A 25799-nucleotide genomic window follows, 5' to 3' on the forward strand; every position below is an offset into this window, starting at 1 on the left:
TAGTATTATACTGTAGTTTATATTAGTTAAAGATAAAGAATTTCAAATGTTTAAAATATAATATAGGCTTACAATATAATACTATTGGATTTGTTTATCTAGTTTTGTTTTCTTTATAGAATAACAATACTATGAATGCAAGTAAATTTACGCAAAAAACTGTTATATACATCTGTCTAAATCCTAAATTTAGAGTAGATTGTAGTGTATTTTCTATTTTTGTTTTATTGTTTTCTATAGAATTTATATAATCTAGTTTTGACTTATTAAAAGCTTTTGGTATTTCATCTTTTAATTCCTGTGTTTTTGCTAGAATTAATTGAAGCGATTTTTTCTGTTGTTCCATTGTGTCAAAACCTTTTTCCATGTCTTGTTTTTTATTTATGGAATCATTTAATTTTCTCTGAAGTTCTTTCTTTTGAGATTCCATGTTTTTAAGTTTTTTACTTAATTCTTTTCTTTGAGATTTAGTTTTTTGCAATTTGGTGTTTAACTCAGCTCTTGCTTTTTTTAGTTGTTGTATTTGAGAATTTAGAGCTTCTTTTTTTTCATTTAAATTTGGTTTATTCTCACTAGAATTGTTATTTTTATTTTCTGTAGAATCATTTTTATTACTGTTTGAGTCAGAATTACTAGTGTCATTTTGCTCTTGATTATTTGATGAATTTTCATTATCAGAAGGAGTAGTACCTTGTGGTATTGTAGGTATTTTATTATAAGCAAGTGTCATTTCATTTATAGCTTTATCTTGTTTTTTTATACCTTGTTCCATACCTTTTATGCCTTTATCAGTGCCAGCGATACCTTTTTTTATTCCAGCTATTCCTTGATTAATACCAGTTCTAGCTTTTATCATATTGTCAATACCAGTTTGAATTCCTTTGATGCCACTGTTTAGTTTGTTTTCACCTTCTTCAATGCCATTTATTCCACTTTGAGTACCATCTATTCCTTTTTGGACATTTAATTCTATTTTCGTAATTACAGAAGGAACTTTTTCATCAAACATTGTTGTTGATATTTCTTTTGTGATGTTGGTAATATTGGTTGTATCTGCTGATTGAACTTTGTCTAGTAAGTATTTTGGGAGTTTGCCATCTGTCATATCCATATTAATACTTGATGAATCGTTCATGTTTGGTATAGAAATATTTTTCAAATTCTTAGCCATTTCTGGGTCTGACTTTAAATCATCTATCATAGTTTCAAGTTCTTCAAGTTGAACTATTTTAGGTGTTGATGGTTTACCAACTATATCCATAATATTATCCTGTACAGATAATCCTGCATGTGCTATAAATCCAATCATTATTGCAGGTGAAATTGAAGTTCCAATTGAACGTATCAGAGACAGTGTTGCAAGTGCAGAATTAGATTCTTCTATTTTTGTATTTGAAAGCATCATGTAATTTAAAGGTGTTCCCATAGTAAATCCCATTCCTAATCCCATAAATATAAGACTTACACATACACTAAATACTGTATTGGTTTTTAGTGCAATTAAAATCAGATAAAGAGAGCCTATCATAGATACTGAAAATCCAAGTAACAGTATCTTTTTTGCGCCAAACTTATCAATAAGTTTTCCGCTCAAAGGAGCAGCAATACCTGCAAATAATCCTAATATAGCAACAAAATATCCACCAGAACCAGCATTTATTTTTAATGCATTTTCAGCATATTGTGGAACAAATACCATACCCATCATTCCAATACCAACAATTAAAGATAAAATGAGTACTATTAGTATTCTTGGATTTAAAAAATATTCGAAATTCAAAATAGGGTCTTTAGCTTTATTTTCAACAAATATAAAAATAGGTATAAGTATTATAAATGTCAATAAATAAGGATAAACTGATGTATCTTGTAGAGAATTTTTAAAATTAAAAAAGTCTATATTCATAAGACCATATAACAAAGATACTATTATACATATCAACATTAATGTTCCTAATTTATCAATTTTCTCTGTAGATGTAGACTTATTATTTTTAATACATAGTATTCCTCCAATAATTATAACCAAGCATATTGGAAGGTTAACAAAAAACAACCACTTCCAATTTTGAGTTCCAAATATACTTAGTATTGTACTACCTATACTTGAACCTAAAATATTTGCTATACCATAAGTTGCTCCAACTAAACCTAAAGCCATACCTCTTTTGTTTTCTGGGAAAGTGGTTCCAAATTCTGCTGTAGCAATTGGCATAATTCCGCCTCCACCAATAGCTTGTATAACACGGCCAATTAGTAAAATGTAAAAGTTGGAAAATAATGATGATAATCCACAGATTAATGAGCCACTACCAAATAGAAATATACTAACTAAATATACATATTTTCTTCCTATTTTGTCTGCTAATTTACCAGAAATAGGGATTACAGATGCATATGTTAGTGTATATATAGTAATCATCCAAATTCCTGTTTTTTCATTTACACCTAGGCTATTTTGTATAATTGTTCTTGCTGGTGATACTATTCCAGTATCAATAGCTCCCATAAATATACCTAAAAGATAAAGAGTGAGTACTAAAAATAACTTTGGATTATTATCTTTGCTTTGAACACTAGTATTAGAATTCAAGGTAAACACCACCTTAATGTATTAATTTTTCAATATACGGATTTAAATCTTCAAATTCTATATGAAGATAGGTTGAGTATGAAAAAAACATTTTGATTATGATATTACATACTAATTTATCATTATTAAAGAAATCTTCTTGTTGTAAAGCTTCATATACTTTATTTGAAAGTTGCTCATGAAAATCATTTTTTTGTTTTTTCATTTCGATAAATCTTTTCATTTCAAAAGTATCTAAAAAATCGTCATATTGAATATTATGAACTTTGTTTATAAAATTTCTTATTTCTGTAAAGATAATATTTAGTTTTTCAATGTAATTATTACTATTTTTATTAGAGTATTCAATTCGCCTTATCAATAAATCCCATTCTGATTTTATAATATATTCTATTATTTCTTGTTTTGATTTGAAGTAATTATACACTGTACCTGCACTTATACCACACCTTTGGGCTATTTTTCTTATGCTAATATTTGAGTAATCTTCTTCCAAAATCATATCTCGAGACACTTTTAGTATATCTTCCTTTACATTTTCTAAAATCTTAGGCATATGACCACCTCTTTCATTAAAATTATTATGAACACTGTTTATTATAAACCTTTAAAATTTATTAATCAATATGCAAGCTATAATGTATAATATTAATATATAGATATGGCGTAAAATAGATGCCTTATTATATAAGTATTTAATCTAATTAGATTTATATTTTTTATATTTAAGCAGTAATATGTACTAAAATTATGTAATATTAGATTTTTCTTTTTAATAAGTTAATAATATTATTATATGATAAGGAGAATAAAATAATGGAAAAGAAATATGTAATGGCACTAGACCAAGGGACAACTAGTTCAAGAGCTATATTATTTAATAAAAAAGGCGAAATAGTAAAAATTGCGCAAAAGGAATTTAAACAGATTTATCCAAAAGCTGGCTGGGTAGAACATGACCCTATGGAAATATGGGGTTCACAAAGTGGGGTAATGAGAGAGGTAATAGAAACAGCAGGTATAAGACCAGAAGAAATTGCTTCAATAGGTATAACTAATCAAAGAGAGACGACCATTGTTTGGAGTAGGTATACTGGGAAACCGATTTATAACGCGATAGTATGGCAATGTAGAAGAACATCAGAAATCTGTGATGTACTCAAAAGTAAAGGATTAGAGGAATCAATAAAGGAAAAAACTGGTCTTTTGATAGATGCATATTTTTCAGCAACAAAGATAAAGTGGATACTAGATAATGTAGAAGGTGCTAAAGAAAAAGCAGAACAAGGCGAATTGTTATTTGGTACTATAGATACATGGTTAATATGGAACTTAACACGTGGGAAAGTACATATAACAGATTATTCAAATGCATCTAGAACAATGATGTACAATATAAATAACTTAGAATGGGATAAAGATATATTACGAGAATTAGATATACCAATAAGTATGTTGCCAGTAGTAAAACCTTCTAGCTATGTCTATGGGCATACAGATGAGCGTATGTTATCAGGGGCTAAAATACCTATTGCTGGATGTGCAGGAGACCAGCAAGCAGCCTTATTTGGTCAACATTGTATTGAAGAAGGTACTGCAAAGAATACTTATGGAACAGGTTGCTTCTTACTTATGAACACAGGTAGCAATATAGTTAAATCTAAACATGGTTTGCTTACAACGATTGCTTGGGGTGTTGATGGAAAAGTAACTTATGCATTAGAAGGAAGTATATTTATTGGTGGAGCATCTATCCAATGGCTTAGAGATGAACTTAAAATGATTGAATCTGCAAGCGACAGTGAATTTTATGCAAATAGAGTAGAAGATACTAATGGTGTGTATGTAGTACCTGCATTTACAGGTCTTGGTGCTCCATATTGGGATATGTATGCTAGAGGTTCAATATTGGGTCTTACAAGAGGTGCAAGAAAAGAGCATATAATTAGAGCGACATTGGAATCAATTGCATACCAGACAAAGGATGTATTGGAAGCAATGCAACATGATTCAAAATTAAAATTAAAGTCATTAAAGGTTGATGGAGGAGCAAGTAATAATAATTTCTTAATGCAATTCCAGTCAGATATACTAAATGTAGATATAGATAGGCCTAAAATAGTAGAAACTACAGCTTTGGGGGCTGCTTATTTAGCAGGATTGTGTGTAGGATTCTATATTGGAAGAAATGAAATTACATCAAAATGGTCAGTCGAAAAAGAGTTTAATCCAAATATGAGTGAAGAGAAGAGACGTCGATTATATAAAGGTTGGAAGAAAGCTGTATCAAGAGCTTTAAGTTGGGAAAAAGAAGATGAGTCAGAAATTTAAAGGTTAGATGTGTTTAAACTTAAAAGTAGGGCTTTGTAAAGCTCTACTTTTTTATTTTTACTTTTTTATTCTCAAATTTATATTTCTGCATAGTTGTAACCAAATAGTATAATCTATTTTTCATTTTCGTATAAAAACATTGGTATAGAATTATAAATATGCTGGTCTCCAACAACCAAAAGAATATCTCCCTCTAAAAATTCAATATATGGACCAGGAGAGATTATAAGTTCCTCACCTCTTTTGATTGCAACAATTGTAGCTCCTGTATTTTGCCAAAACTTAGTTTGTGCAGCTGTTTGGCCAATGTACTTACAATTAGAATTTATTGTGAACTGAACGGGCACTAAGGGGTTTATTATTTCTAGTCTATTAGAATAATCTATAATTTTATTTATAGTATCTAAGATTTCATTTTCTAGATTTGATTTAGTATCTATTAAATTGTAAAGTGTTGATTTATATGATGATATATTTGTAATGTCTCTATATTTTTTTATAAAAGAAGAAGCTTTGTCTGGTGATAGTACAATAACACCTTTACCTTTTATGCTTTTAACAACGCCAATATCTTCTAAAATTTTAACAGCTCTTCTTATAGTTTCTGGTGATACATTGTATTTACCAGCCAAAACAGAGCGTCCAAACAATACTGAATCTTCCTGTATTTCACCTGTATATATTTTATTTGCAATATCCAAAGCTATCTTTTGGTATATCGGCATAGTATAGTTTTTTTCCATTGTTTTTCCTCCAATATAAAATTTATGTTAAAAAATATATAATCTTAATAATACTATTGTATAATTTATAAATTTATATGTCTACATTATGTACAAATATTGTCGTCTTTTTAAAATAATATTTTAACATGCATTTAGTATACATATTTAAATTTTTCCATTCAAAGTATGAAATGAAGTATTTAAGGGAATGTAAAGACATTCTATGGACAAAAATAGATAATTATATAGATGAAATAAACAAATGAATGAAAAAAAACACTTCTGTCTTGCATACAAAGTTATTAAAATTGAAAAATGCTTTAAAAATGAAAGTTAAAAGCTATAATTCATCTATAAATAATTAATTATTAACTAAAAAATGGGAAAAATGTTTTTGAAAAAGAAGTACAAATGAATGTCGATTTAAATTAATTGCAAAAAAATTCCTTAAATGGTAAAATTATATTAATTAAATGTAATAAAATAGTTGAAAAAATAGATTGCATACAAGTAATAAAATATTTCATGCAATATATATAATAAACAAAATTTAAAAATTAAAACTACTTATTCTATCAAAATGTTAGCAAGGGGGGTCATAAATTGTATAAAGTAGATTTAAATAGCGATTTAGGAGAAAGTTTTGGAACATATAAGATTGGTTTAGATGAAGAAGTCTTAAAATATATTTCATCAGCTAATATAGCCTGTGGATTTCATGCAGGAGATCCTAGCCATATGGATAAAACAGTAAAACTCGCTAAAGAAAATGGAGTTAAAATAGGAGCACATCCAGGGTTTTTAGATTTAATAGGATTTGGAAGACGTGAGATGAAAATAACAAAACAAGAAGCTAAAGATTATACAAAGTATCAATTAGGAGCATTAATGGCATTTGCAACTTCAAATGAATGTAATATACAGCATGTAAAGCCACATGGAGCTTTATATAATATGGCTGCAAAAGATAAAAATTTAGCTATGGCGATTTGTGAAGCTATATATGAAGTTAATAAAGATATTACATTGTTAGGGTTATATAATAGTGAAATGATAAATTCAGCTAAAGAGGTTGGACTTAAGTTTGCAAATGAAGTATTTGCAGATAGAGCCTATGATAGCAACGGATTTTTGGTTCCAAGAAATGTAGAGGGAGCCGTTATACATGATACAAAAACTGCAATAGATAGAGTTGTTAAGATGGTAAAAGAAGGAACAGTGGAAACTATAACTGGCGAAATTATACATATTAAAGCGGACTCTATATGTGTGCATGGAGACAATCCAAAAGCAATAGAGTTTGTTAAAGAAATAAGAAAACGTTTTGAATTAGAAAGTATAGAGGTTTGTCCATTAGAAAATATGGAAGTTTGTTCATCAGAGGACACATTGTAAGACTGATAATATGAGGGGGAAATAAAATATGAGTACAAAAAATATTACAGATAACGAAAAAGGTAAAAAAGACGTTGGGGCACTTATAGGGGCCGCATTTATAATGGCAACATCAGCAATTGGGCCAGGATTTTTAACTCAGACAGCACAGTTTACTCAAGATTTTGGGCCAAGTTTTTCATTTGTAGTACTAATTACAACTATCCTTTTTATAGGAGCTCAAGTGAATGTATGGAGAGTAATTGGTGTATCAGGTCTTAGAGGTCAAGATATAGCAAATAAAATAGTACCTGGCTTAGGTTACCTAGTAGCCTTTTTAGTAGGCCTTGGTGGATTAGCTTTTAATATAGGAAATGTTGGTGGAGCTGCACTTGGTATGAATGTAATGTTTAATATGAATATGACATTAGGAACTGTATTAAGTGGATTAATAGCAATATTTGTATTTATGTCAAAAAATTCAAATTCTTTAGTAGATAAGATAACTAAGTTTTTAGCATTAGGTATGATAATTATACTTGGATATGTAGCAATATCAAATCATCCTCCTGTTGGAGAAGCAGTTTATAGAATGGTAAAACCAGAAAATCCAAAGACACTGATATTTCCAATAATAACTCTACTTGGAGGAAGTGTTGGAGGATATATAACATTTGCTGGAGGGCATAGATTAATAGATGGTGGAATAACAGGTGAAGAAAATATAAAAGAAATAACTAAATCATCTCTTTTAGGGATATTAGTTGCAACTATGATGAGGGTACTTTTATTTTTAGCAATATTAGCAGTGGTTTCAAAAGGGATTCAACTTGACCCAGAAAATCCAGCAGCTTCAGCTTTCAAATTTAGTGCAGGAGCGATAGGATATAAATTTTTTGGGCTTGTATTATGGTCTGCTGCAATTACATCAGTTATAGGAGCTGCTTATACATCAGTTTCTTTCTTAAAGACGCTAAATCCTTTCATAGCAAAAAATGAAAAGTATTTTATAATAGCATTTATAGCTATATCAACACTTATAATGGCATTTATAGGAAAGCCAGCAACTTTATTAATTTTAGCAGGAGCTTTAAATGGTTTAATACTTCCAATAACTTTAGGAATAATGCTTATAGCATCTAAGAGAAAAGATATTGTTGGTGATTATAAACATCCTACATGGCTTTTGATATTTGGATTAATAGTAGTTTTAATATCTGCTTATGCAGGGATAACTTCTCTTAGTAGCCTGAGTACTTTATTTGCTTAATTTAAAAGAGGTGACATTTATGGAAACTAGATACTTGCTATCAGGAGACAAAGCAGTAGTTGCTGAATTTGGAAATGAAATATCGGAAGATATAAATAAAAAAGTAATTTCGTTTATGAGAGCGATAGAAATATCAAATCTCAAAGGTATTGTTACAGAAATGGTGCCAACATATAGGTCACTTATGATAAGCTACAATCCCTTGAAAATAGATTTTGATAGTTTAATTGAGAGCTTAAAAAAAATAGAAAATAATTTAGAAAGTATAGAGCTGCCAAAACCTAAAATACATGAAATTCCAGTATGTTACGATAAGGTATTTGGTATAGATATTGAAACTGTCGCAAGTTACAATAATCTGACTGTAGATGAAGTCATAAATATACACACAGGCAGAGAGTATTTAATATATATGTTGGGATTTACTCCTGGATTTCCATATTTAGGTGGAATGGATGAAAGAATAGCTACACCTAGATTAGAAGTACCAAGAACTAAAATTTATGGTGGAAGTGTGGGAATAGCTGGTTCTCAGACAGGTGTATATCCTATAGATAGCCCTGGTGGATGGCAAATAATTGGTAGAACACCTTTAAAACTATATGACGAAAATAGAGAAGAACAAATTTTACTTCGAGCTGGAGATTTTATAAAGTTTGTTCCAATAACTTTAGATGAATTTATAGAAATTGAAAAAAATAATTTAAGTGTTTAAAAATAGTGATAATACAGGGAGTGGTATATATGGGATTTAAAGTAGAATTAGGAGGTTTCCAAACATTAATACAAGACAGAGGTAGAGTTGGATATGGACAATATGGTGTATCTGGGTGTGGAGCAATGGACGAATATGCACATAGAGTGGGAAATATATTAGTTGGAAACTCTGAAGATGAAGCTTCTTTGGAGGTTCTAATGTTAGGTCCTACAATTACCTTTGATGAATATACACAAATAGCAGTAACTGGTGGAGATTTAGGAGCTAGAATAAATGGAAAAGAGATTCAAAATTGGAGGTCATATCAAATAAATCCTGGTGACATATTATCATTTAGAGGTGTAAACTCAGGGGCTAGGGCATATGTATCAATAGCTGGTGGAATAGATGTTCCACTTGCAATGGGAAGTAAATCAACTTATACAAGAGCTAAGATTGGTGGATTTGAAGGTAGAGCACTTAAAAAAGGTGATTATATAAATACTTTTGCTCAAGAAAAAGATTTTACAATAAACAAAAAATTAAATTCAAAATACATTCCAAATTATAGTTCAGAAATAGTACTAAGAATTGTAAAAGGACCTCAATTTGATGCTTTTTCTAAAGAGGAAGTAGAAAAATTTCTATTAAATGAATATAAAGTTACAAATGAAATAGATAGAATGGGTTGTAGATTAGAAGGAGATAGTATAAAGCATATTAATGGAGCAGATATTATATCTGATGGTATTTCTTATGGAGCTATACAAGTACCTGGACACGGGAAACCTATCATAATGTTATCAGATAGACAAACTAGTGGTGGTTATACTAAAATAGGAAATGTTATAAGTGTAGATTTGTGTAAGTTAGCACAAGCAAAACCAAATGATGTAGTAAAGTTTGAGTTTGTAGATATATATGAAGCTCATAGATTATTGAAAGAACAAGAAGATAAGATTCAAGATATATATAAAAGTATGAAAAATATAAGAGTTGTTAAAGCCAAAGTATTAAACGATATAGCGGTTTAATTTAAATTTAATTAATATTAATTTTTGTTACAATTTAAAGTACAATTTAGAAATAGCTATTTACTATTTGCCATTATTAAAATGGTTTGAATTAGTCAAATAGCTATTTTTATTTGAGTAAATACATTAATTTTAAAAGAGCTTACGTTTTGGTTTTATGTATTAAAACATTTTACATATTAAACAATTGTATTGTAGATATTTACTTGGACTTTATTGGCCAAATGGGAGGTGATATAACACCATATCCACGAGCTGGTTTATCTTTACTTGGATTGATAATTTTATGAGGAGTATTAGCTTTTATAAATGTTGAATCCCCAGGATTTAATCTTACTATATTTTCACCTATACAAATATCAACTATACCACTTGTCAATACAACCACTTCTTCTGATGCATGAGAGATATAGTCTTTAGTATCTTCACTTTCTGGTTTAAGTTCAAATTCTAAAAATAAGATTGAAGGTGCAAAATCAGCTGTTGGCATTGGAGATACTATCTCATAAAACATTTCACTTTTTGGAAACTTCATCATAACTCTATCTTCTTTTCTGATGACTAAATCATCCGTGTTATTATCATCCATAAACATATATAAAGGAGTATCTAAAACTTCAGCGATTTTTCTTAATGAAGACAGGGATGGTTCAATAGCATCTCTTTCGATTTGAGATATATAACTTATAGATAAGTCTGTCAATTTGGAAACATCACTTAGTGTTTTTTTCTTGTTTTTTCTTATATTTCTCATCTTTTCCCCTAGCATAAGAACCTCCAAATAATAAAATTTATACAAAATATTCGATTAAAACAAAGTAATTATAGCATAACATAGAAGTAGTAGCAAGAAAGATGAATGGAAGATTTTAAGAATTAGCAATTAGTGAGGTGCAAATAAAATCTTATAAAAATAATTTGTTGATGAATCAATATAATGCAGAAAAATTTAATATAGGATTATTAATTTTAAAGGTATTATTGTAGGATATTTTAGAAAAAATTAAATTTTCAGTAAATTATATTGACAGATGTATTGAAGTAATAATATAATTTGAAGTATAAAAATAAAAAAATTAAATTATTACTTCAAAAATGAGGAGGTTAACATGAAAATAACAGATATTAAATTTGAAAAATTAAGAATCAAATTAAGAAAGCCTGTTGTAGTTTCGTTTGGAACAATTGAATATGGAGAGAGCATAATCTTAAAAATTGAGACTGATGAAGGTTACTGTGGATTTGGAGAAGCTGCTCCTCTTGCAGCAGTTACAGGTGAAGTTTTAGATACTGTAATTTCTATATTAATCATGTTTAAAAAGGAACTTATAGGTAAAGACCCATTAGATATTGAAACTATACATACAATTATGGATGGAATCATAATAGGTAATACTTCTGCCAAAGCAGCAATTGATATAGCTTTGTATGACCTTAAAGGTAAAATTATGAATGTACCTCTTTATAAAGTTCTTGGAGGATATGATAACAAAATTCAAACAGATATAACTATAGGTATAGATAAACCAGAGAAAATGGCAGAAGAAGCACTGGGAAGAGTTAGAGAAGGTTTTAGAATATTGAAACTTAAAGCTGGAATAAGACCTGAAGAAGATATTGAAGCTGTAAAATTAATTAGAGAAGCTGTTGGAGATAATATAAGAATTAGAATAGATGCAAATCAAGGCTGGAATGTAAATAGTAGCATAAATACTATCAAAAAACTAGAAGAATTTGGCGTTGATGCGATTGAACAAGCACTTCCACATTGGGATTTAGATGGAACTGCTTACATAAGAAATAAGAGTAATACTAAGATTATGATAGATGAGTCATTACATTCACCAATAGATGCAATTAAAGCTATAAAGAAAAATGCAGTTGATACATTTAATATAAAGTTAATGAAATCTGGTGGAATTTACCCTGCAATAAAAATCAATAATATAGCTGAAGCAAGTGGGGTTAATTGTATGTTAGGATGTATGCTTGAGACAAGGATTGGTATAACAGCAGCCGCAAATTTAATAGCATCTAAGAAGAATATAACAGAAGCTGACCTTGATAGTTTTATGTTTTGTGAAGAGTTAGAAAGTATATCTGGAGGATTTGAAATGGATGGAGATATTATGAATCTTATCGACAAACCAGGTTTAGGAATAGAAGTAAACTTATGATGAAATTAGGGGGTTAAATATGAATACACTTTTTTCAAGTACAGGTAGTATACTTGCAATAATGACAGCTATGGTTGCATTTGGATTTTACTTACAAAAATATAAAGTAACTAAGAGTCTAGGACCAGCACTTACAATAATCATAATGGGAATAATACTTTCAAATTTAAAGGTAGTTCCAGTAAGTACAGAATTGTATGGAACTATTTCTACATATGCTATACCAGTTTCTATGACTATAATGTTGATGAGTGTTGATTTAAAAGAAATGACAAAGCTATCAAGAGAGCCTTTAATAGCAATTTTTGTGGCAGTATTGACAGTAAGTATAATGGCGTTTTTATTTGGATTGGTATTTGCAGGTGAAATATCAGAAGGATGGAAAGTTGCAGGGATGTTTGTAGGTACATATACTGGAGGAAGTGCTAATCTTACAGCTATTGGAACAGGTCTTAATGTAAGTAGACAAACTCTAGCAGCAGCGAATGCAGCTGATTATGTAATTGGAGTTCCAACATTAATATTTATGTTTGCACTTCCAGCAATATTAAAAAATTCTAAGAAGTTTCAAAAGTTTTGGCCATATCATTTAGAAGAATCAGAGTTAGAAGATTGCCAGAATGAAGAATTTATGGAATCAAAAGAGTGGAGCATAAAAGATATCGCTTGGATGCTGGCTATAGGCTTTGTTGTTACAGAGGTTGCAACAATTCTTTCAGGATATTTTAGTTCAAGCTTTAGCAGTGCAGCAAGAATTCTTTTAGTTACAACAATTTCAATTATAATTGCTCAATTAAAACCAGTAAAAAAATTAAAGGGGAATTTAGATTTAGGATTGTTTGTTGCATTATTCTTTTTATGTACAATAGGATTTTCAGTAGATATAAAAGAATTTTTAGGTTCAACTTTTACTATAACATTTTATTGCTTTAGCATAATCTTTGCTTCATTTGTCTTCCATCTATTTGTAACTAGAATGTTAAAGATAAAGTATCAATATGTAATACTTTCTATAGTTGGAGCAATTGCTGATGGTCCAACGTCAGCTTTAGTAGCCGCTTCAGCAAAATGGAATTCGCTTGTAAGTGTAGCTGTAGTGATGGGGGTAATTGGTGGAGTATTAGGAAATTATGCAGGTATATCGGTGGCATATGCAATAAAAATGGTTCTTGGTCTCTAGGAGGTGAATTTTATTGAAAAAGTTTAAGTTATATATATCTGGTTTGTATAGTGGTAATGTAGTATTTGATGAAACATTACTTATTGAAAAATTAAATCCTTTTACAAATGAAATAGAAGAAATAAAACCTATGAATAAAGATGAAGGAATATATTATTTAAATCTTACAAAAATAGATTTAAACTTCTTATTTGAAAACTTTAATGTTTATAGTAATAGCTTAATAAACACAGATAAAAGTATGGTTGTAAATGAGTTAGGAGAAACATATTCTAAGTTTAATGACTATATCTGGGTTCAAAGAAATAAAAAATTTCCTTTAGATGTAATTGTTTTGGATAATAAAATAGTTGGTTTTATATGCTTGTCCAGGGAAACTTGTACTATACTAATTATGGATGAATATGAGGATTATACGATATTAAAAGAGTGGAATAAAACACATAAAAATGAAGCGATATATCCTATAAAATTTGATGGAAATTATATGATTGATATGAAAGATGGAATAAAACTTTCTACAGATGTATATCTTCCTAAGTTTGAAGACTCTACTAAAAAAGTACCTACAATTCTTATGAGAACTCCATATGGAAAAGAAAATGACAAAGAAATATATTATAAGTATGTACAAAGGGGATATGCTGTTGTAATACAAGATGTCAGGGGAAGAAATGAATCAGAAGGTAAGTGGGAGCCTATGATTTATGAAAGAGAAGATGGAGATAGTACTATAAATTGGATAGTAGCACAAGACTGGTCAAATGAAGTTGTTGGAATGATGGGAGCCTCATATCTTGGTTATGTTCAATGGGCAGCTGCATCTTCAGGAAACAAACATCTAAAAGCTTTAATTAGTATAGTTACAGCAGGTAGTCCTTTTATTGACATACCAAGAAAAGGTGGAGCTTTTGTATCTGGAATGCTTGCATGGGCATTTATGGTATCAAGAAATAAAGTTGATAGAAGTAAAATGCTAAGAGATGACTGGGATGATGTTTTAAATATAAGACCGATACAAAATATACCTATTGAAGCACTTGGATATAGAATAGAATTTTTAGAAGAGTGGATAAAAAGAGTAGAAAAGGATGAATATTGGGATAGGATGGATTGGCATCTAAAAAAAGATAAAATAAATGTGCCTGCATTAGTCATATCTGGATGGTATGATGATAATGGTATGGGTACTACAGAAGCTTTGGATGTAATAAAAAATTATGAAAGAGGAAAGAGAAAGGCTATATTAGGTCCATGGATGCATAATTCAAACACGATAAGGGATATAAATGATATTCCTTTTGGAGATAATTCATTGAGGTATGATGTAGACTATAACTATCTATTATGGTTTGATAAATACTTAAAAGGAGTAGAAAATGATATAGATAAGACTGCTCCAATAGAGTATTATTCAGTAGGTTCGAATGAATGGAAGATGGCAGATAATTGGCCAATAGCAAATAAAATAGATAAAAGTATCTATTTAATAAGTGGTGGAAATGCTAATACATCTTTAGGAGATGGAAAACTATCTTTTGAAGAATGTTCAAAAGAAAATTATGATAGTTACATATATAATCCAAAAGACCCTTCAATACAGTTGATTGATATGTCAGAAAATGAAGTGGGAGTTCCAAATAATTATAAAGATTTGGAGAAAAGAAGTGATATGTTGTGCTACACATCAGATGCTTTTAGTGAAGAATTTACTATAACAGGTGATATAAAGTTGGAATTTTTTGCATCAAGTTCGGCAAAAGATACTGATTGGGTTATAAAAATTATGGATGTGGATTTAGATGGAAACTCAATTAAATTAGCTGATGGTATACTAAGTGCTAGATTCAGAAATAGTTTTTACAAGTCAGAATTTATGGAAGAAGGAGAAATTTATAAGTTTACAATAACAACTTCAAAAATATCAAATACATTTAAAACTGGGCATAGAATTAGGTTAGATATAACATCTAGTGCGAAAAACTTTATATTCCAAAATAGTAACACTGAAGATAGTTATAATAGTATTGAGTATATAAAAGCAAAAAATGCAATTTATCATGGAGGAAAATATCCATCTAGGTTGATATTGCCAATAGAAAACAATTAAATTGATGAATTAAATAATAAGGAGATGTAGTATTAATCAATACTATATCTCCTTATAGGTTAAAGTAATTATATTTGCTTATTAAATTTAAAACAATTATTTTGTAGCAGCAACAACGCTCATTTCAACTAATAAGTGTTCTCTAGCAAGTCTAGCTTCAACACAAGCTCTAGCAGGTTCAAATCCTTTTTCAACCCAAGCATCCCATACAGAGTTCATAGCTTCAAAGTCCTTCATATCTCTTAAATAAATGGTAACAGATAGTAAATGTTGTTTGTCTGAACCATATTTGTTTAATAAATCTTCTATTTTATTTAAAACTTCAGTAGTTTGCTCAACTACTCCTCCTTCAGCATGAGTTTGTCCACATAAATAAACTGTATTGTTGTGAACTACAGCTCTACTCATTCTTCCAGTTCCTTCATATCTTTTTATTTCCATATTTTAAATACCTCCATAATTAAAAAATCCACTAAAAATCTAAATAATAAATTAAAAAAAGTCTATACTATATAAAATTATAGTATATATTTGGCGAATAATCTATAAAAAGATATAACTTTTTACTTATAATTATTATTGTTATTAATTGAAAAGATTTATTAGTTACTTGACATAATTTATACTTTTAATTATAGTATAAATTGGAATATTTAGATAATTATTATTTAATTTAGAAATTTTAGTTTTTTAAGTAGTTTTTAAATATAGGTTTATGTATTTGTATAGAAAAGAGGTAAATATGAGTAGTACAATCAAATCAAATCGAATAAAAGGTATAATGTTTATAATAGCATCAGCTCTTGGTTTTGCAATGATGTCTGCATTTGTAAAACTGGCAGGCGATTTACCAAGTTTTCAAAAAGTATTTTTTAGAAACTTGGTATCGGCTATAATAGCGTTTTGGCTAATCATAAAACATAAAGGAAGTTTAACAGGTAAAAAAGAAAATATGAAAGTTCTTTTATATAGGTCAATTTTTGGAACTTTAGGGGTTATATTTAACTATTATGCAATTGATAAGTTGATGCTTTCAGATGCTAATATGCTAAATAAAATGAGTCCTTTTCTCGTAGTTATATTTTGTGCAATTATTCTAAAAGAAAAAATAAACATAAAGCAGATAGGGGCAATTATAATTGCATTTATAGGAGCTTTATTTATAATAAAACCAACATTTAGTGTTGAAGTAATTCCATATCTAGGAGGAGTTGCAGGAGCTGTATTTGCAGCAATGGCATATACTTGTTTAAGAATTCTTGGAGATAGAGAAGATTATTATACAATTGTGTTTTTCTTTTCAGTTTTTTCATTAGTTACTGTAGGACCAATAGCTTTTGCAGTGTATGAACCAATGACTCTTATGCAACTTGTATATTTATTACTAGGTGGAGTATTTGCAAGTTTAGGTCAATTTGGTATAACTTTAGCATATAAGTATGCGCCAGCCAAAGAAATTTCTATATTTGACTATAGTAATATAATATTTTCAGCAATCTTGAGTATATTCTTGTTTAATGTTTATCCAGATATGCTAAGTGTTGTAGGATATGTGATAGTCTTTTCAGCAGCATTTTATATGTTTTTATACAATAAAAAATTAGACAAGCTAGAAAAAGAAATTGACAAGCAAAATAAATAAAAATAGTATTAAAATTTACATTAAAAATAAATAATATGATTCTAAAAAAGAATAGCATATTAAGTTAAAACAGCAGTTAAAAGTAAAAAACTATAACTGCTGTTTCTTTTATCAAAAATATCCAAATATATTTAAAAATAGAATATAATAAAGTAGTAGAATAATATAAAGGGGATAATTTAAAGTATGGAAAAAGTAAAAGTTGCTGTGGTTGGAGCAGGTAATAGAGGTACATATGCATATGCTCCATATATTTATGAAAATTCTGATACATGTGAGATAGTTGCTGTAGCAGAGCCAAAAAAAGGAAGACGTGAATTATTTGCACAGAAGTATAACTTAAATAGCAAAAATGTATTTGAAAGTCTAGAAGAATTCTTTAAACAGGATAAAATGGCAGATGCAGTCATAATAGCTACAAATGATGATAGACATTATGATGTAGCAAGTTTAGCTCTTCAAAAAGGTTATCATATATTATTGGAAAAACCAATGTCTAATAGTTTAGATGGATTAGTACATATAAATGACCTATGTGAGAAGTATAAAGATAAGATTTTTATGATTTGTCATGTACTTAGATATTCTCCATTTTACAATAAATTAAGAGAAATTGTAGAAAGTAAAAAATTAGGAGAATTAGTTAGTATACAATATAATGAGAATATAGGCTATTGGCATTTTGCTCATAGTTTTACTAGAGGGAATTGGAGAAATAGTAATGAGACAAGCCCTTTGATTTTGGCGAAGAGTTGTCATGATATGGATATTCTATTATATTTGGTAGGTAGTAGATGTAAAAAAATCTCTGCATTTGGAAGTTTAAAGCATCTTAATAATGAAAATGCTGGGGGAGAAATGGCACAGAATTGCCTTCAATGTTTGGTAGAAAAGAAATGTCCATATTCTGCAAAACAAATTTACCTAGAAAATGACAGAAATATAAATAGAGCTGTGCATATAAATCCTACAAAAGAGAATCTTTTAAAGATACTTGAGACAAGTCCATATGGAAGATGTGTTTACAGATGTGATAATAATGTAGTAGATAACATGGTAAATATATTACAATTTGAAAATGGAGTAACTGCTACTTTTAATTTATGTGCATTTACTAAAGAAAATGGAAGAACTATAAAGATGATGTTTAGTCAGGGAGAAGTTGGTGGAGATTTAAATAAAAATGAGATAAGAATTAAAGAATTTGGAAAAAATGAAGAAGTAGTTATAAATCCATCAAATAAGAAAGATATGGTAGAAGAATATGATAGAAATCTCATAACTGAATTTATTAAATTAGTTTTAAATAAAGACTTAGAAAAAGGAAGAGCAGCAGCAAAAGATGCTATAGAAAGTCATGTAATGGCATTTGCAGCAGAGTATTCAAGATTGAGTGATGAAGTGGTGCATATAGATAAATTTTTTGATGATGCTATAAAGATGACTAAAGAAATAGAAGAAACTATATTTTAAATATAAAAGATTACACAAATAAAGATAGATTAGATAATAGGGATATATAAATCGTCTATTAAGTAATCTATCTTTTTATTAAGATTTTTTCTTATCTTTATCAAAAAAATCCATGCATTCAGATAAGAGATAAGAAAGTAAGGCAAATAAAATTTCTGTACTTAAAGGAATCATTATTGAATCCATAAATGTATCAATTATGTTCATAGCTAAAAAAGTCAGTATAAAATCAATTATAAATTCGCAAAATTTATAAATTGAATACGGCAATTTGTTTACATATCTAAATATATCTAAAATGGTAGTGCATAGAAAATCAATTGGGGTAGTTATACAAAAATATATTAAAAAGAAAATTAGTACAGACCCAAGAGATTTATATTCAAAACCTAAGAATGATAAGAAGCCAATTCCTATAACAGTGAAAATACAAAAAGTTATACCAAAAAAAACAGCAAAAAATAAAAATACAGAAATAAATTCGCCTAAAGGAATCCTTCTTTTATTACTTATCTTAATCAACTCCTTATGTATAACATGAAATTTATATAAATAACAACATTCTTAAAAATTCATAATAATCTTCTGTTTCAAATAGTATTGTTTGAGAATCTAGTTTTTTCATACTTGGGTAAAAAGAAGCTTTAAAAGCCTTGTAATGTTCTCTAAACTTTATTTCAATTTTAAATTTGTTTGGTAATTTTATTAAGTGTCTAGATAAATTTCCAGATAAAGATTCTTGAACACCTTCTTCTATTTTTTTTAGTGCAAGATTTGGGTGGATTGAAATTGAGCCATTTCCAATTCCCTTTGAAACAGGAACAGTGATTATATTTGGGTTTAGTTTTTTTGCACTTTCACAAAGCATTTCATCTCCACTTAAAAATGCTACAGGAACATTATAGTATGCAGCAGCATAAGCATTTATAGTAAATTCAGATGCTATTTCATCATTTATTTTAAAATAGTCATAGTCAATATCCATAGTATGAGAAAGTGGATTCCCATTACAAGTAGCTCCAGAATGATAGCCAGTAAATACACATGCATCAAAACTTTTATCAATACCAGCCATCATAACTAGTGGGTCTTTAGTCCATCCTCTAAGGATTTTGACATTTTCAGGTAAAATATCTGGATTAATATTTCTACCACTATCATGTGCATCTTTAACAAGTATTTCATGCATACCAGACTGAGTAGCTCCATTACATGCAGCTGCTATTTCTTTGCTCATTTGTGTTCTATAGTGTTGTGAAAATTCACATTCAAGCTTTGTTTCATCCCAATTTACAATGCCACAAGTACCTTCTATATCGGCACTTAAATATAACTTCATAATATAAGCCCCCTTAAATTTATTATTAATGATAATAACAGATAACAGTAAACATACAATTAATAAGAGGTAGAAAAATATTATTTCTCATTATTAATTATTATTAAATCTGTAACTGAAAAATAACTGATATTAGAAATATAACACTAACTAGTATCTATTATCCTATTATTGCTATATACAATATTTATATAAAATTGTAACACAGAAGTAGCTACATTTACTAGTTTAACATACTTAAAACATTGATAGATATTATTTTTAAGTTTGTTTAATGGTTGTAGTGTTTTAAGATTAGGAGAAAGAGTGGAATTATAGAATTATTCTATAGAATTAGTAAAAAAGAAGATGTTTAAGGGGCTATAAATAGCTATCCATCCAAATAAATTTGCTGTTTGTAGACTAAATATTGTCATGAGTATTCTCCTTTATAATTATTTATATTAAGTATACAAGATAATTTGCCAATATGAAAGTGGATAAAATCAATTATATAATTCAAGAAAATGAAATACAACGAATATTTTATAGAATTAAAATATAATAAGGTAGAGTATTAAATTAGAATTTTTTAATTTAATACTCTACCTTTAATTTAATACTCTATCTAAAATAAATTAAAATTCAAATTCATTTTCCCAATCAAATTCCCCTGATTTTTCTACACATTTAGGCCAATGACTACACCATTCAGGGACTGAGGGATTTTCAACTCTATCAATACTTGGAGTATATGGTTTTAAGTCGATAACAGGGCTATTATCATTAGCATCGATATATGGAATTCTTATTATACCATGCTCATGGTCGATGCTAATAATTTGTACAGTAGTTAATGCTATTGGGTTAGGTCTAATAGGTGACCTTGTCGCAAATATTCCCATAACATCAGGTGCTTTTTTATAAGGCTTTGGAGTTTCTAAGATACTTCTTGCTTCAACATCATCAAATCCATCAAACCACCAGATTACATTTAAATGACTAAATTCATCAAGTGCTTTTAATGCAGGTATATACTTTTTATCCAATTTGATAGAAATTTCTTCACCTTGAACACGTATTTTTCCTATAGGGTTTACTAAAATTTGTTTCATAATATTACCTCCAATTATTTGGTTTGTTATTTGTAATTTTAGAGTAAACCCTAACACCATGTGAGAGTCAATATAAAAAGGAGATAGAAGCATATAATTAAAAGGATAATACATTTTTTGAATGAAGCATAACACCAGTAATAAGACAATCTTCATCAATATCAAAGGTATCTGTATGAAGAGGAGAATTAATATTTTTTCCCTGATTTGCACAACCAAGGTGATAAAAAACACCTTCACAATATTCCAAAAAATATGAAAAATCTTCAGCACCAAGAGTAGGTGTATCTTTAATCAAAATATTTTCTTTTCCAAATAATTCTACTGCATTTTGTTTAACATAATCTACAAGAGAATTTGAATTTATAAGGGAAGGATAACCTTCTTCAATTTCAACATCAATATTTCCACCAAATGTTTTGCAAGTAAAATCACAAACTTCTCTAATTCGTTTTTTTGAAAAATCTCTGGTTTCCTGCGTTAAAGTCCTTAAGGTTCCTTTTATAACAACTTTATCGCAAACTATATTTTCTTTAATTCCGCCTTCAATTTTTCCTAAAGAAATAACTACAGAATCAGTGGGGTTTGTATTTCGACTGACAATTGTCTGCAAAGCAGTTATGATATGAGCAGAGATAACTATAGCATCAACACCTTGATGAGGATAAGCTCCATGGCATTTTGAGCCATATACAGTTATACAAAGTGTATCTGTTGATGCATTTAAAGTATTGTATTTTAGTTCAATTAAACTTTTATCAATATTGGGATTTACATGAAGACCAAATATATAATTTACATCTGGATTTTTCATACATCCATCTTCTATCATAAGTTTAGCGCCACCAATGGTTTCTTCAGCAGGTTGGAAAAAAAACTTTACATTTACATTTAAATAATCCTTTAATTTAAATAGTATATTACAAGTGCCAAGTAAAATAGCAGTATGTGCATCATGGCCACATGCATGCATTTTACCTAAATTAATGGATTTATAAGGAAGATTGAGTTTTTCTGTTATAGGTAAAGCATCTATATCAGTTCTTATAGCAATTGTCTCAAAGTTTGGATTTACATTTATATATGCAGTTACTCCTGTGTGATTTTCATATTCAATGTAACTTATACCTATTTCATCTAAATATTTAATAATTTTTTTCTTAGTTTGAAATTCTTCTAAGCCAAGTTCTGGAGTTTTGTGTAAATCTCTTCTAATATCTATAACCCAATCATTTATATCATGGCAAAGAGCTTTAATATTAATCATAAAACACATCCTAACTATATTAAAATTAAAAATTTATTTTTCTTCATTATTATAATTATATTATTCTATATAAAACATTATTCTGTATCAAGTATAAATAAAATGTCTTATAATTATAGTAGAGATGTTTAGCATAAATTAGAATATATCATTTTAGAAGAAGAGGTGTTTAGATGTTAGGAGTAATTGCGCCTTCTGGACCATTGAGAAATATAAGTCTAGGAGAAATAAAATTTAATTTGGAGAAGTATGGTTATAAAGTTAAATTTTCTGAAAGTTGTGGACTAAATTATAAAGGTTATTTAGCTGGGAATGATGATATTAGAGTAAGAGATATAGAAGAGATGTTCTTAGATGAAGAAGTAGATATAATTATGTGTTTAAGAGGAGGTTATGGAACAACAAGAATACTAGATAAAATAAATTACGAAATAATAAAACAAAATCCTAAACCATTTATAGGTTTTTCTGATATAACAGGTTTAAATCTAGCTTTTTATAAAAATTGTGGTCTTTTACCATATCATGGAATAATGGCAGCGAATGTAGCTAAATGGGATGAATTTACTTATAAATCTCTAGTAGATGCTTTAGAATTTAAAGATGAGTTATACTTAGAAAATCCAAAAGAAGAAAAGATTTATACTGTATGTGAAGGCAAAGCAGAGGGAATAATAATGGGAGGAAACTTATCTCTAATAATTTCTACAATAGGAACTAAATATGAAATAGATGCAAAGGATAAAATTTTATTCATTGAAGAAATTGGAGAATGTCAATATAAATTAGACAGGATGTTAACTCAATTGTATTCTTCAGGAAAACTGGATGAATGTAATGGTATAATTTTTGGAGATTTTAAAGACTGTATCAAAGAAGAAGATTTAATAGAACTATTGGAGGAATTTGCGCAGAAGGTTAATAAGCCAGCTATATATAATCTACAATCTGGGCACTGTATACCAATGATAACTATTCCTTTAGGAAGAATGTGTGAATTAGATGCAACAGAAAAAATGGTTAAATTAAAAAAATAGTGTATATATAAATATATTAGAAGTATGGTATAATCTTATACAAGTAAAAATTTAGCTAGGAGGATAAAAAATGTCTGATGATAGAATAATTGACTTTAACGAATTAAAAAACAAAGTTAAAGATTCTGATGTAGATAAATTTGAGCAATACATATATAACTTATATTTTTCTGTTATGGATGGAAAGATGTCGATGGCTGAATTTTCAAGAAAAATATTTGATTATATGAAAGATAATGACATATCTCAAGAAAAGTTTATGAAAATACAAAAACAGTTCATGGAAAGATATGGTATGGACACTGAAGAAGTAGAAAAACAACTTAGAAACTTTGGAATCGACCCTTCTACAGCAGGTTTTATGAGTAATAATACTTCCAGCAAAGTATCTACAGAAGATTTAGAATCGTTTAAAAAGAGTGCAGGATTTTATGAGAAATATGGTGAAAAAATTCAACCTAAGAGTTGTATAACAACATTCATAAAAAATGATTTAAATGATATTAATGTAATAATAGATCAAGAAAAAATAATGCTTTGTAGTGACAAAAAAATAAATCTTATGGACTCAGAATTAAATGAGTTTTTATTAGAATATAAGAATATGTTTAATAAAAAGATAAAAGTAGTTATGTGTGAAACTACAAATAAATACGATTATTAAAAAGTAAATTTAACTATTGAAGCGGTATAGTTGATTAGTATTATGTAAAAAATAGAAGTCGCAATTTAATTTCTCCTACAGAAGAGGTATAGAAGAATATTTAAATTGCGATTTCTATATTTATATACTTTAGTTATGTTAAATTAATTGTATTAAGTAATATTTGTATAGAACAATCTTATTATCAAAGTTGTATCCCTATATAAATCTATAAAGTATTTATTATAAGCTAATTTCCTTTAATACCTTAATTCCATTTTGAAGCATACTATTAAAAAATACTAGGTTTAAAATCTCTGCAGGATGAACATTAGGAATGTCATAAGTGTCTACTAAATTCATAGGAACAACTATATTTTTTTCGATATTATATTGATTAAAATAAGATTTTAGAGTTATTGCAAATTGATATATACATATATCTGTGCAATCACCAACTATAATTATATTGTCTATACCATCAAAGTCTAAATTTTCTAGTGCGAAAAATCCATTAGTAGAGTTTTTAGGGAAAACTTGTAGATTTTCTATAGATTTAATTTCGTCAACCAATTCACTTTCCACATCACTTTCTAAACAGTGAACAGGATAACTTAAAAGTTCTATAGATTTAGGTGTATGACAATCAGTAAATGCAATTACTTTATTTAGTTTATTTGATATTTTTTTTGCGAAAATTTCAATTGGTTTTATCAAAGATTCTACTCTGGGAGAGTATAAGGCACCTTGTTTTGCAAAACCATTATTGACATCAATTATAAATAAAACTGTTTTACTCAAATCGTAATTTTCTATTTTTTCTATTGGTAAATTATCCAAATTACTTTTTAAAGCTTTAAGTTCATTTAATAAGTTATCCATAAGTATACCTCCAAGCTAAATTTAATAAAATTGTACATATTAATCATATAAAAGTCAAGGAGTATAAACTACTATATAACTAGCTATATTGCTTCGATTGTAAAAGGTTTAAAGCTATATCTGGATAGTTAGTAAAAATACCATCTACATTAAGAGATAGACAATGTAGCATATCTTCTTCTTCATTTACAGTATACACATTGACACCTAGTAAATTTTTGTGACAAAGTTCAACTAGAGATTCATTTACTAAAATTAAAGGAGGGTGAAGATAGCTATTTCCTAGAAATTTAGCAAATTCAACTACATTATTTATAGGTAAGTAGCATAATAAAGCTGTTTTTATACTGGGTTCTAACTTATGAAAATTTTTTAAGCTATTACTATTAAAACTAGATATAAGAACTCTGTTTTTCATATTATACTTTAAAATAAGTTTCAAAACATCTTTTTCTATATTAGTGTAATTTACTTTGTCAGTTTTTAGTTCTATATTTAAGATAAGGTCTGTAGGCGAAATTAAGATTAAGACTTCTTCTAAAGTTGGAATTTTACATTCTTTATTGTTTTGGTAACCCTCAAAGGATGAGTTCAATGTTTTTAGTTTTCTTAAAGTAAGGTCTTTTACAAAACCATGTCCATTAAAAGTTCTATCAACCGTTTCATCATGAATAACTACAATTTTTCCATCTTTAGTCTTGTGAACATCAAGTTCTATTCCGTATATATCCATATCTAAGCATTTTTTAAAAGCGAGAATAGTGTTTTCTGGATATTTTCCACTAAAACCTCTGTGAGCATAAATGTTCATTTGTAAAGCTCCTTTCAATAAATATAACTTATTCTTATAAAATTTTAATTAATATAATATATCATATTCTAAACAATATAATTATACATTAATTAAATAACAATTTATAATTTATATATT

The 25799-nt window shown here is 28.2% G+C and carries 23 protein-coding genes; 12 read left to right on the forward strand and 11 right to left on the reverse strand.

Going from position 1 to position 25799, the window contains the following annotated elements; translation table 11 throughout:
• Positions 1-94: 94 nt before the first annotated feature.
• Together IC219_RS12590 and IC219_RS12595 are read right to left on the reverse strand one after the other, a co-directional pair.
• The gene (locus IC219_RS12590; RefSeq protein ID WP_255612987.1) at positions 95-2593 is read right to left on the reverse strand and encodes an MFS transporter; all 2499 of its coding nucleotides are present in this window, start codon (positions 2591-2593) and stop codon (positions 95-97) included.
• Between the two features lie 13 nt (positions 2594-2606).
• Positions 2607-3149: a TetR/AcrR family transcriptional regulator gene (locus IC219_RS12595; protein ID WP_227434285.1), complete on the reverse strand. Its 543-nt coding sequence runs from the start codon at positions 3147-3149 to the stop codon at positions 2607-2609.
• Positions 3150-3409: 260 nt separating this feature from the next.
• On the opposite strand from IC219_RS12595, the gene glpK reads away from it, so the two are divergent.
• Positions 3410-4924 (forward strand): glycerol kinase GlpK, encoded by a 1515-nt coding sequence (gene glpK / locus IC219_RS12600; protein ID WP_227831191.1) that lies wholly within the window; start codon positions 3410-3412, stop codon positions 4922-4924.
• 113 nt (positions 4925-5037) lie between these two features.
• Here the strand turns inward: glpK and IC219_RS12605 are convergent, their stop codons facing one another.
• Positions 5038-5667, reverse strand: a complete 630-nt coding sequence (locus IC219_RS12605; RefSeq protein ID WP_227434287.1) for a TrkA C-terminal domain-containing protein — start codon at positions 5665-5667, stop codon at positions 5038-5040.
• Between the two features lie 585 nt (positions 5668-6252).
• Here IC219_RS12605 and IC219_RS12610 point away from each other — a divergent pair.
• The 4 genes from IC219_RS12610 to IC219_RS12625 are packed head-to-tail and all read left to right on the forward strand — an operon-like array spanning position 6253 to position 10024.
• The gene (locus IC219_RS12610; protein WP_227434288.1) at positions 6253-7044 is read left to right on the forward strand and encodes a LamB/YcsF family protein; all 792 of its coding nucleotides are present in this window, start codon (positions 6253-6255) and stop codon (positions 7042-7044) included.
• Positions 7045-7072: 28 nt separating this feature from the next.
• Complete coding sequence (locus IC219_RS12615; RefSeq protein ID WP_227853329.1) at positions 7073-8293, forward strand: NRAMP family divalent metal transporter; 1221 nt, start codon at positions 7073-7075, stop codon at positions 8291-8293.
• Between the two features lie 19 nt (positions 8294-8312).
• Positions 8313-9008: a 5-oxoprolinase subunit PxpB gene (gene pxpB, locus IC219_RS12620; protein WP_227831190.1), complete on the forward strand. Its 696-nt coding sequence runs from the start codon at positions 8313-8315 to the stop codon at positions 9006-9008.
• Positions 9009-9037: 29 nt separating this feature from the next.
• Positions 9038-10024, forward strand: a complete 987-nt coding sequence (locus tag IC219_RS12625) for a biotin-dependent carboxyltransferase family protein (protein ID WP_227831189.1) — start codon at positions 9038-9040, stop codon at positions 10022-10024.
• A gap of 202 nt (positions 10025-10226) precedes the next feature.
• On the opposite strand, the gene IC219_RS12630 is transcribed toward IC219_RS12625, so the two are convergent.
• On the reverse strand, positions 10227-10793 hold the full coding sequence (locus tag IC219_RS12630; RefSeq protein WP_227434292.1) for a helix-turn-helix domain-containing protein: 567 nt from the start codon (positions 10791-10793) through the stop codon (positions 10227-10229).
• Positions 10794-11133: 340 nt separating this feature from the next.
• Here IC219_RS12630 and IC219_RS12635 point away from each other — a divergent pair, with 340 nt between their 5' ends.
• The 3 genes from IC219_RS12635 to IC219_RS12645 are packed head-to-tail and all read left to right on the forward strand — an operon-like array spanning position 11134 to position 15491.
• Positions 11134-12201, forward strand: coding sequence for a mandelate racemase/muconate lactonizing enzyme family protein (locus tag IC219_RS12635; RefSeq protein ID WP_227482272.1), 1068 nt, complete (start codon positions 11134-11136; stop codon positions 12199-12201).
• A 19-nt stretch (positions 12202-12220) separates the two neighbouring features.
• Positions 12221-13381 (forward strand): DUF819 domain-containing protein, encoded by a 1161-nt coding sequence (locus IC219_RS12640; protein ID WP_227434294.1) that lies wholly within the window; start codon positions 12221-12223, stop codon positions 13379-13381.
• A gap of 13 nt (positions 13382-13394) precedes the next feature.
• Complete coding sequence (locus IC219_RS12645; RefSeq protein WP_227482273.1) at positions 13395-15491, forward strand: CocE/NonD family hydrolase; 2097 nt, start codon at positions 13395-13397, stop codon at positions 15489-15491.
• Between the two features lie 96 nt (positions 15492-15587).
• On the opposite strand, the gene IC219_RS12650 is transcribed toward IC219_RS12645, so the two are convergent.
• Positions 15588-15932: a RidA family protein gene (locus tag IC219_RS12650; RefSeq protein ID WP_227434296.1), complete on the reverse strand. Its 345-nt coding sequence runs from the start codon at positions 15930-15932 to the stop codon at positions 15588-15590.
• 301 nt (positions 15933-16233) lie between these two features.
• Between IC219_RS12650 and IC219_RS12655 the strand changes: the two genes are divergently transcribed.
• Both IC219_RS12655 and IC219_RS12660 read left to right on the forward strand, forming a co-directional pair.
• Positions 16234-17133, forward strand: coding sequence for a DMT family transporter (locus IC219_RS12655; protein WP_227482274.1), 900 nt, complete (start codon positions 16234-16236; stop codon positions 17131-17133).
• Between the two features lie 186 nt (positions 17134-17319).
• Entirely contained in the window at positions 17320-18606 is a 1287-nt protein-coding gene (locus IC219_RS12660) for a Gfo/Idh/MocA family protein (RefSeq protein WP_227434298.1), read from the forward strand.
• A gap of 78 nt (positions 18607-18684) precedes the next feature.
• Here the strand turns inward: IC219_RS12660 and IC219_RS12665 are convergent, their stop codons facing one another.
• The 4 genes from IC219_RS12665 to IC219_RS12680 form a co-directional block, all read right to left on the reverse strand.
• Positions 18685-19128 (reverse strand): regulatory YrvL family protein, encoded by a 444-nt coding sequence (locus IC219_RS12665; RefSeq protein WP_227434299.1) that lies wholly within the window; start codon positions 19126-19128, stop codon positions 18685-18687.
• Positions 19129-19150: 22 nt separating this feature from the next.
• Positions 19151-19945, reverse strand: a complete 795-nt coding sequence (locus IC219_RS12670) for a M55 family metallopeptidase (RefSeq protein WP_227831188.1) — start codon at positions 19943-19945, stop codon at positions 19151-19153.
• A gap of 617 nt (positions 19946-20562) precedes the next feature.
• The gene (locus IC219_RS12675) at positions 20563-21039 is read right to left on the reverse strand and encodes an SAM-dependent methyltransferase (RefSeq protein WP_227482276.1); all 477 of its coding nucleotides are present in this window, start codon (positions 21037-21039) and stop codon (positions 20563-20565) included.
• 97 nt (positions 21040-21136) lie between these two features.
• On the reverse strand, positions 21137-22306 hold the full coding sequence (locus IC219_RS12680; RefSeq protein ID WP_227831187.1) for a M20 family metallopeptidase: 1170 nt from the start codon (positions 22304-22306) through the stop codon (positions 21137-21139).
• A gap of 173 nt (positions 22307-22479) precedes the next feature.
• Here IC219_RS12680 and IC219_RS12685 point away from each other — a divergent pair, with 173 nt between their 5' ends.
• Together IC219_RS12685 and IC219_RS12690 are read left to right on the forward strand one after the other, a co-directional pair.
• On the forward strand, positions 22480-23343 hold the full coding sequence (locus IC219_RS12685; protein WP_227434303.1) for a S66 peptidase family protein: 864 nt from the start codon (positions 22480-22482) through the stop codon (positions 23341-23343).
• Positions 23344-23413: 70 nt separating this feature from the next.
• Entirely contained in the window at positions 23414-24007 is a 594-nt protein-coding gene (locus IC219_RS12690) for a DUF3867 domain-containing protein (protein WP_227434304.1), read from the forward strand.
• Between the two features lie 222 nt (positions 24008-24229).
• Here IC219_RS12690 and IC219_RS12695 read toward each other — a convergent pair whose 3' ends face one another.
• Both IC219_RS12695 and IC219_RS12700 read right to left on the reverse strand, forming a co-directional pair.
• Positions 24230-24868, reverse strand: a complete 639-nt coding sequence (locus IC219_RS12695) for an isochorismatase family cysteine hydrolase (protein ID WP_227434305.1) — start codon at positions 24866-24868, stop codon at positions 24230-24232.
• Positions 24869-24947: 79 nt separating this feature from the next.
• Positions 24948-25679, reverse strand: a complete 732-nt coding sequence (locus IC219_RS12700) for a glycerophosphodiester phosphodiesterase (RefSeq protein ID WP_227434306.1) — start codon at positions 25677-25679, stop codon at positions 24948-24950.
• Positions 25680-25799: the final 120 nt, after the last annotated feature.

Origin of the sequence: Clostridioides sp. ES-W-0018-02 (genome assembly GCF_020658175.1) — a bacterium.
Lineage (GTDB): Bacteria > Bacillota > Clostridia > Peptostreptococcales > Peptostreptococcaceae > Clostridioides.

What these genes read in the sequence shown, in the direction of transcription:
- IC219_RS12660 (WP_227434298.1), top strand. Translation starts at nt 17,320, where the DNA reads ATGGAAAAAGTAAAAGTTGCTGTGGTTGGAGCAGGTAATAGAGGTACA.
- IC219_RS12630 (WP_227434292.1), bottom strand. Translation starts at nt 10,793, where the DNA reads ATGCTAGGGGAAAAGATGAGAAATATAAGAAAAAACAAGAAAAAAACA.
- IC219_RS12605 (WP_227434287.1), bottom strand. Translation starts at nt 5,667, where the DNA reads ATGGAAAAAAACTATACTATGCCGATATACCAAAAGATAGCTTTGGAT.
- IC219_RS12680 (WP_227831187.1), bottom strand. Translation starts at nt 22,306, where the DNA reads ATGATTAATATTAAAGCTCTTTGCCATGATATAAATGATTGGGTTATA.
- IC219_RS12640 (WP_227434294.1), top strand. Translation starts at nt 12,221, where the DNA reads ATGAATACACTTTTTTCAAGTACAGGTAGTATACTTGCAATAATGACA.
- pxpB (WP_227831190.1), top strand. Translation starts at nt 8,313, where the DNA reads ATGGAAACTAGATACTTGCTATCAGGAGACAAAGCAGTAGTTGCTGAA.
- IC219_RS12670 (WP_227831188.1), bottom strand. Translation starts at nt 19,945, where the DNA reads ATGAAGTTATATTTAAGTGCCGATATAGAAGGTACTTGTGGCATTGTA.
- IC219_RS12695 (WP_227434305.1), bottom strand. Translation starts at nt 24,868, where the DNA reads ATGGATAACTTATTAAATGAACTTAAAGCTTTAAAAAGTAATTTGGAT.
- IC219_RS12625 (WP_227831189.1), top strand. Translation starts at nt 9,038, where the DNA reads ATGGGATTTAAAGTAGAATTAGGAGGTTTCCAAACATTAATACAAGAC.
- IC219_RS12635 (WP_227482272.1), top strand. Translation starts at nt 11,134, where the DNA reads ATGAAAATAACAGATATTAAATTTGAAAAATTAAGAATCAAATTAAGA.
- glpK (WP_227831191.1), top strand. Translation starts at nt 3,410, where the DNA reads ATGGAAAAGAAATATGTAATGGCACTAGACCAAGGGACAACTAGTTCA.
- IC219_RS12685 (WP_227434303.1), top strand. Translation starts at nt 22,480, where the DNA reads ATGTTAGGAGTAATTGCGCCTTCTGGACCATTGAGAAATATAAGTCTA.
- IC219_RS12595 (WP_227434285.1), bottom strand. Translation starts at nt 3,149, where the DNA reads ATGCCTAAGATTTTAGAAAATGTAAAGGAAGATATACTAAAAGTGTCT.
- IC219_RS12700 (WP_227434306.1), bottom strand. Translation starts at nt 25,679, where the DNA reads ATGAACATTTATGCTCACAGAGGTTTTAGTGGAAAATATCCAGAAAAC.
- IC219_RS12690 (WP_227434304.1), top strand. Translation starts at nt 23,414, where the DNA reads ATGTCTGATGATAGAATAATTGACTTTAACGAATTAAAAAACAAAGTT.
- IC219_RS12650 (WP_227434296.1), bottom strand. Translation starts at nt 15,932, where the DNA reads ATGGAAATAAAAAGATATGAAGGAACTGGAAGAATGAGTAGAGCTGTA.
- IC219_RS12675 (WP_227482276.1), bottom strand. Translation starts at nt 21,039, where the DNA reads ATGAAACAAATTTTAGTAAACCCTATAGGAAAAATACGTGTTCAAGGT.
- IC219_RS12615 (WP_227853329.1), top strand. Translation starts at nt 7,073, where the DNA reads ATGAGTACAAAAAATATTACAGATAACGAAAAAGGTAAAAAAGACGTT.
- IC219_RS12655 (WP_227482274.1), top strand. Translation starts at nt 16,234, where the DNA reads ATGAGTAGTACAATCAAATCAAATCGAATAAAAGGTATAATGTTTATA.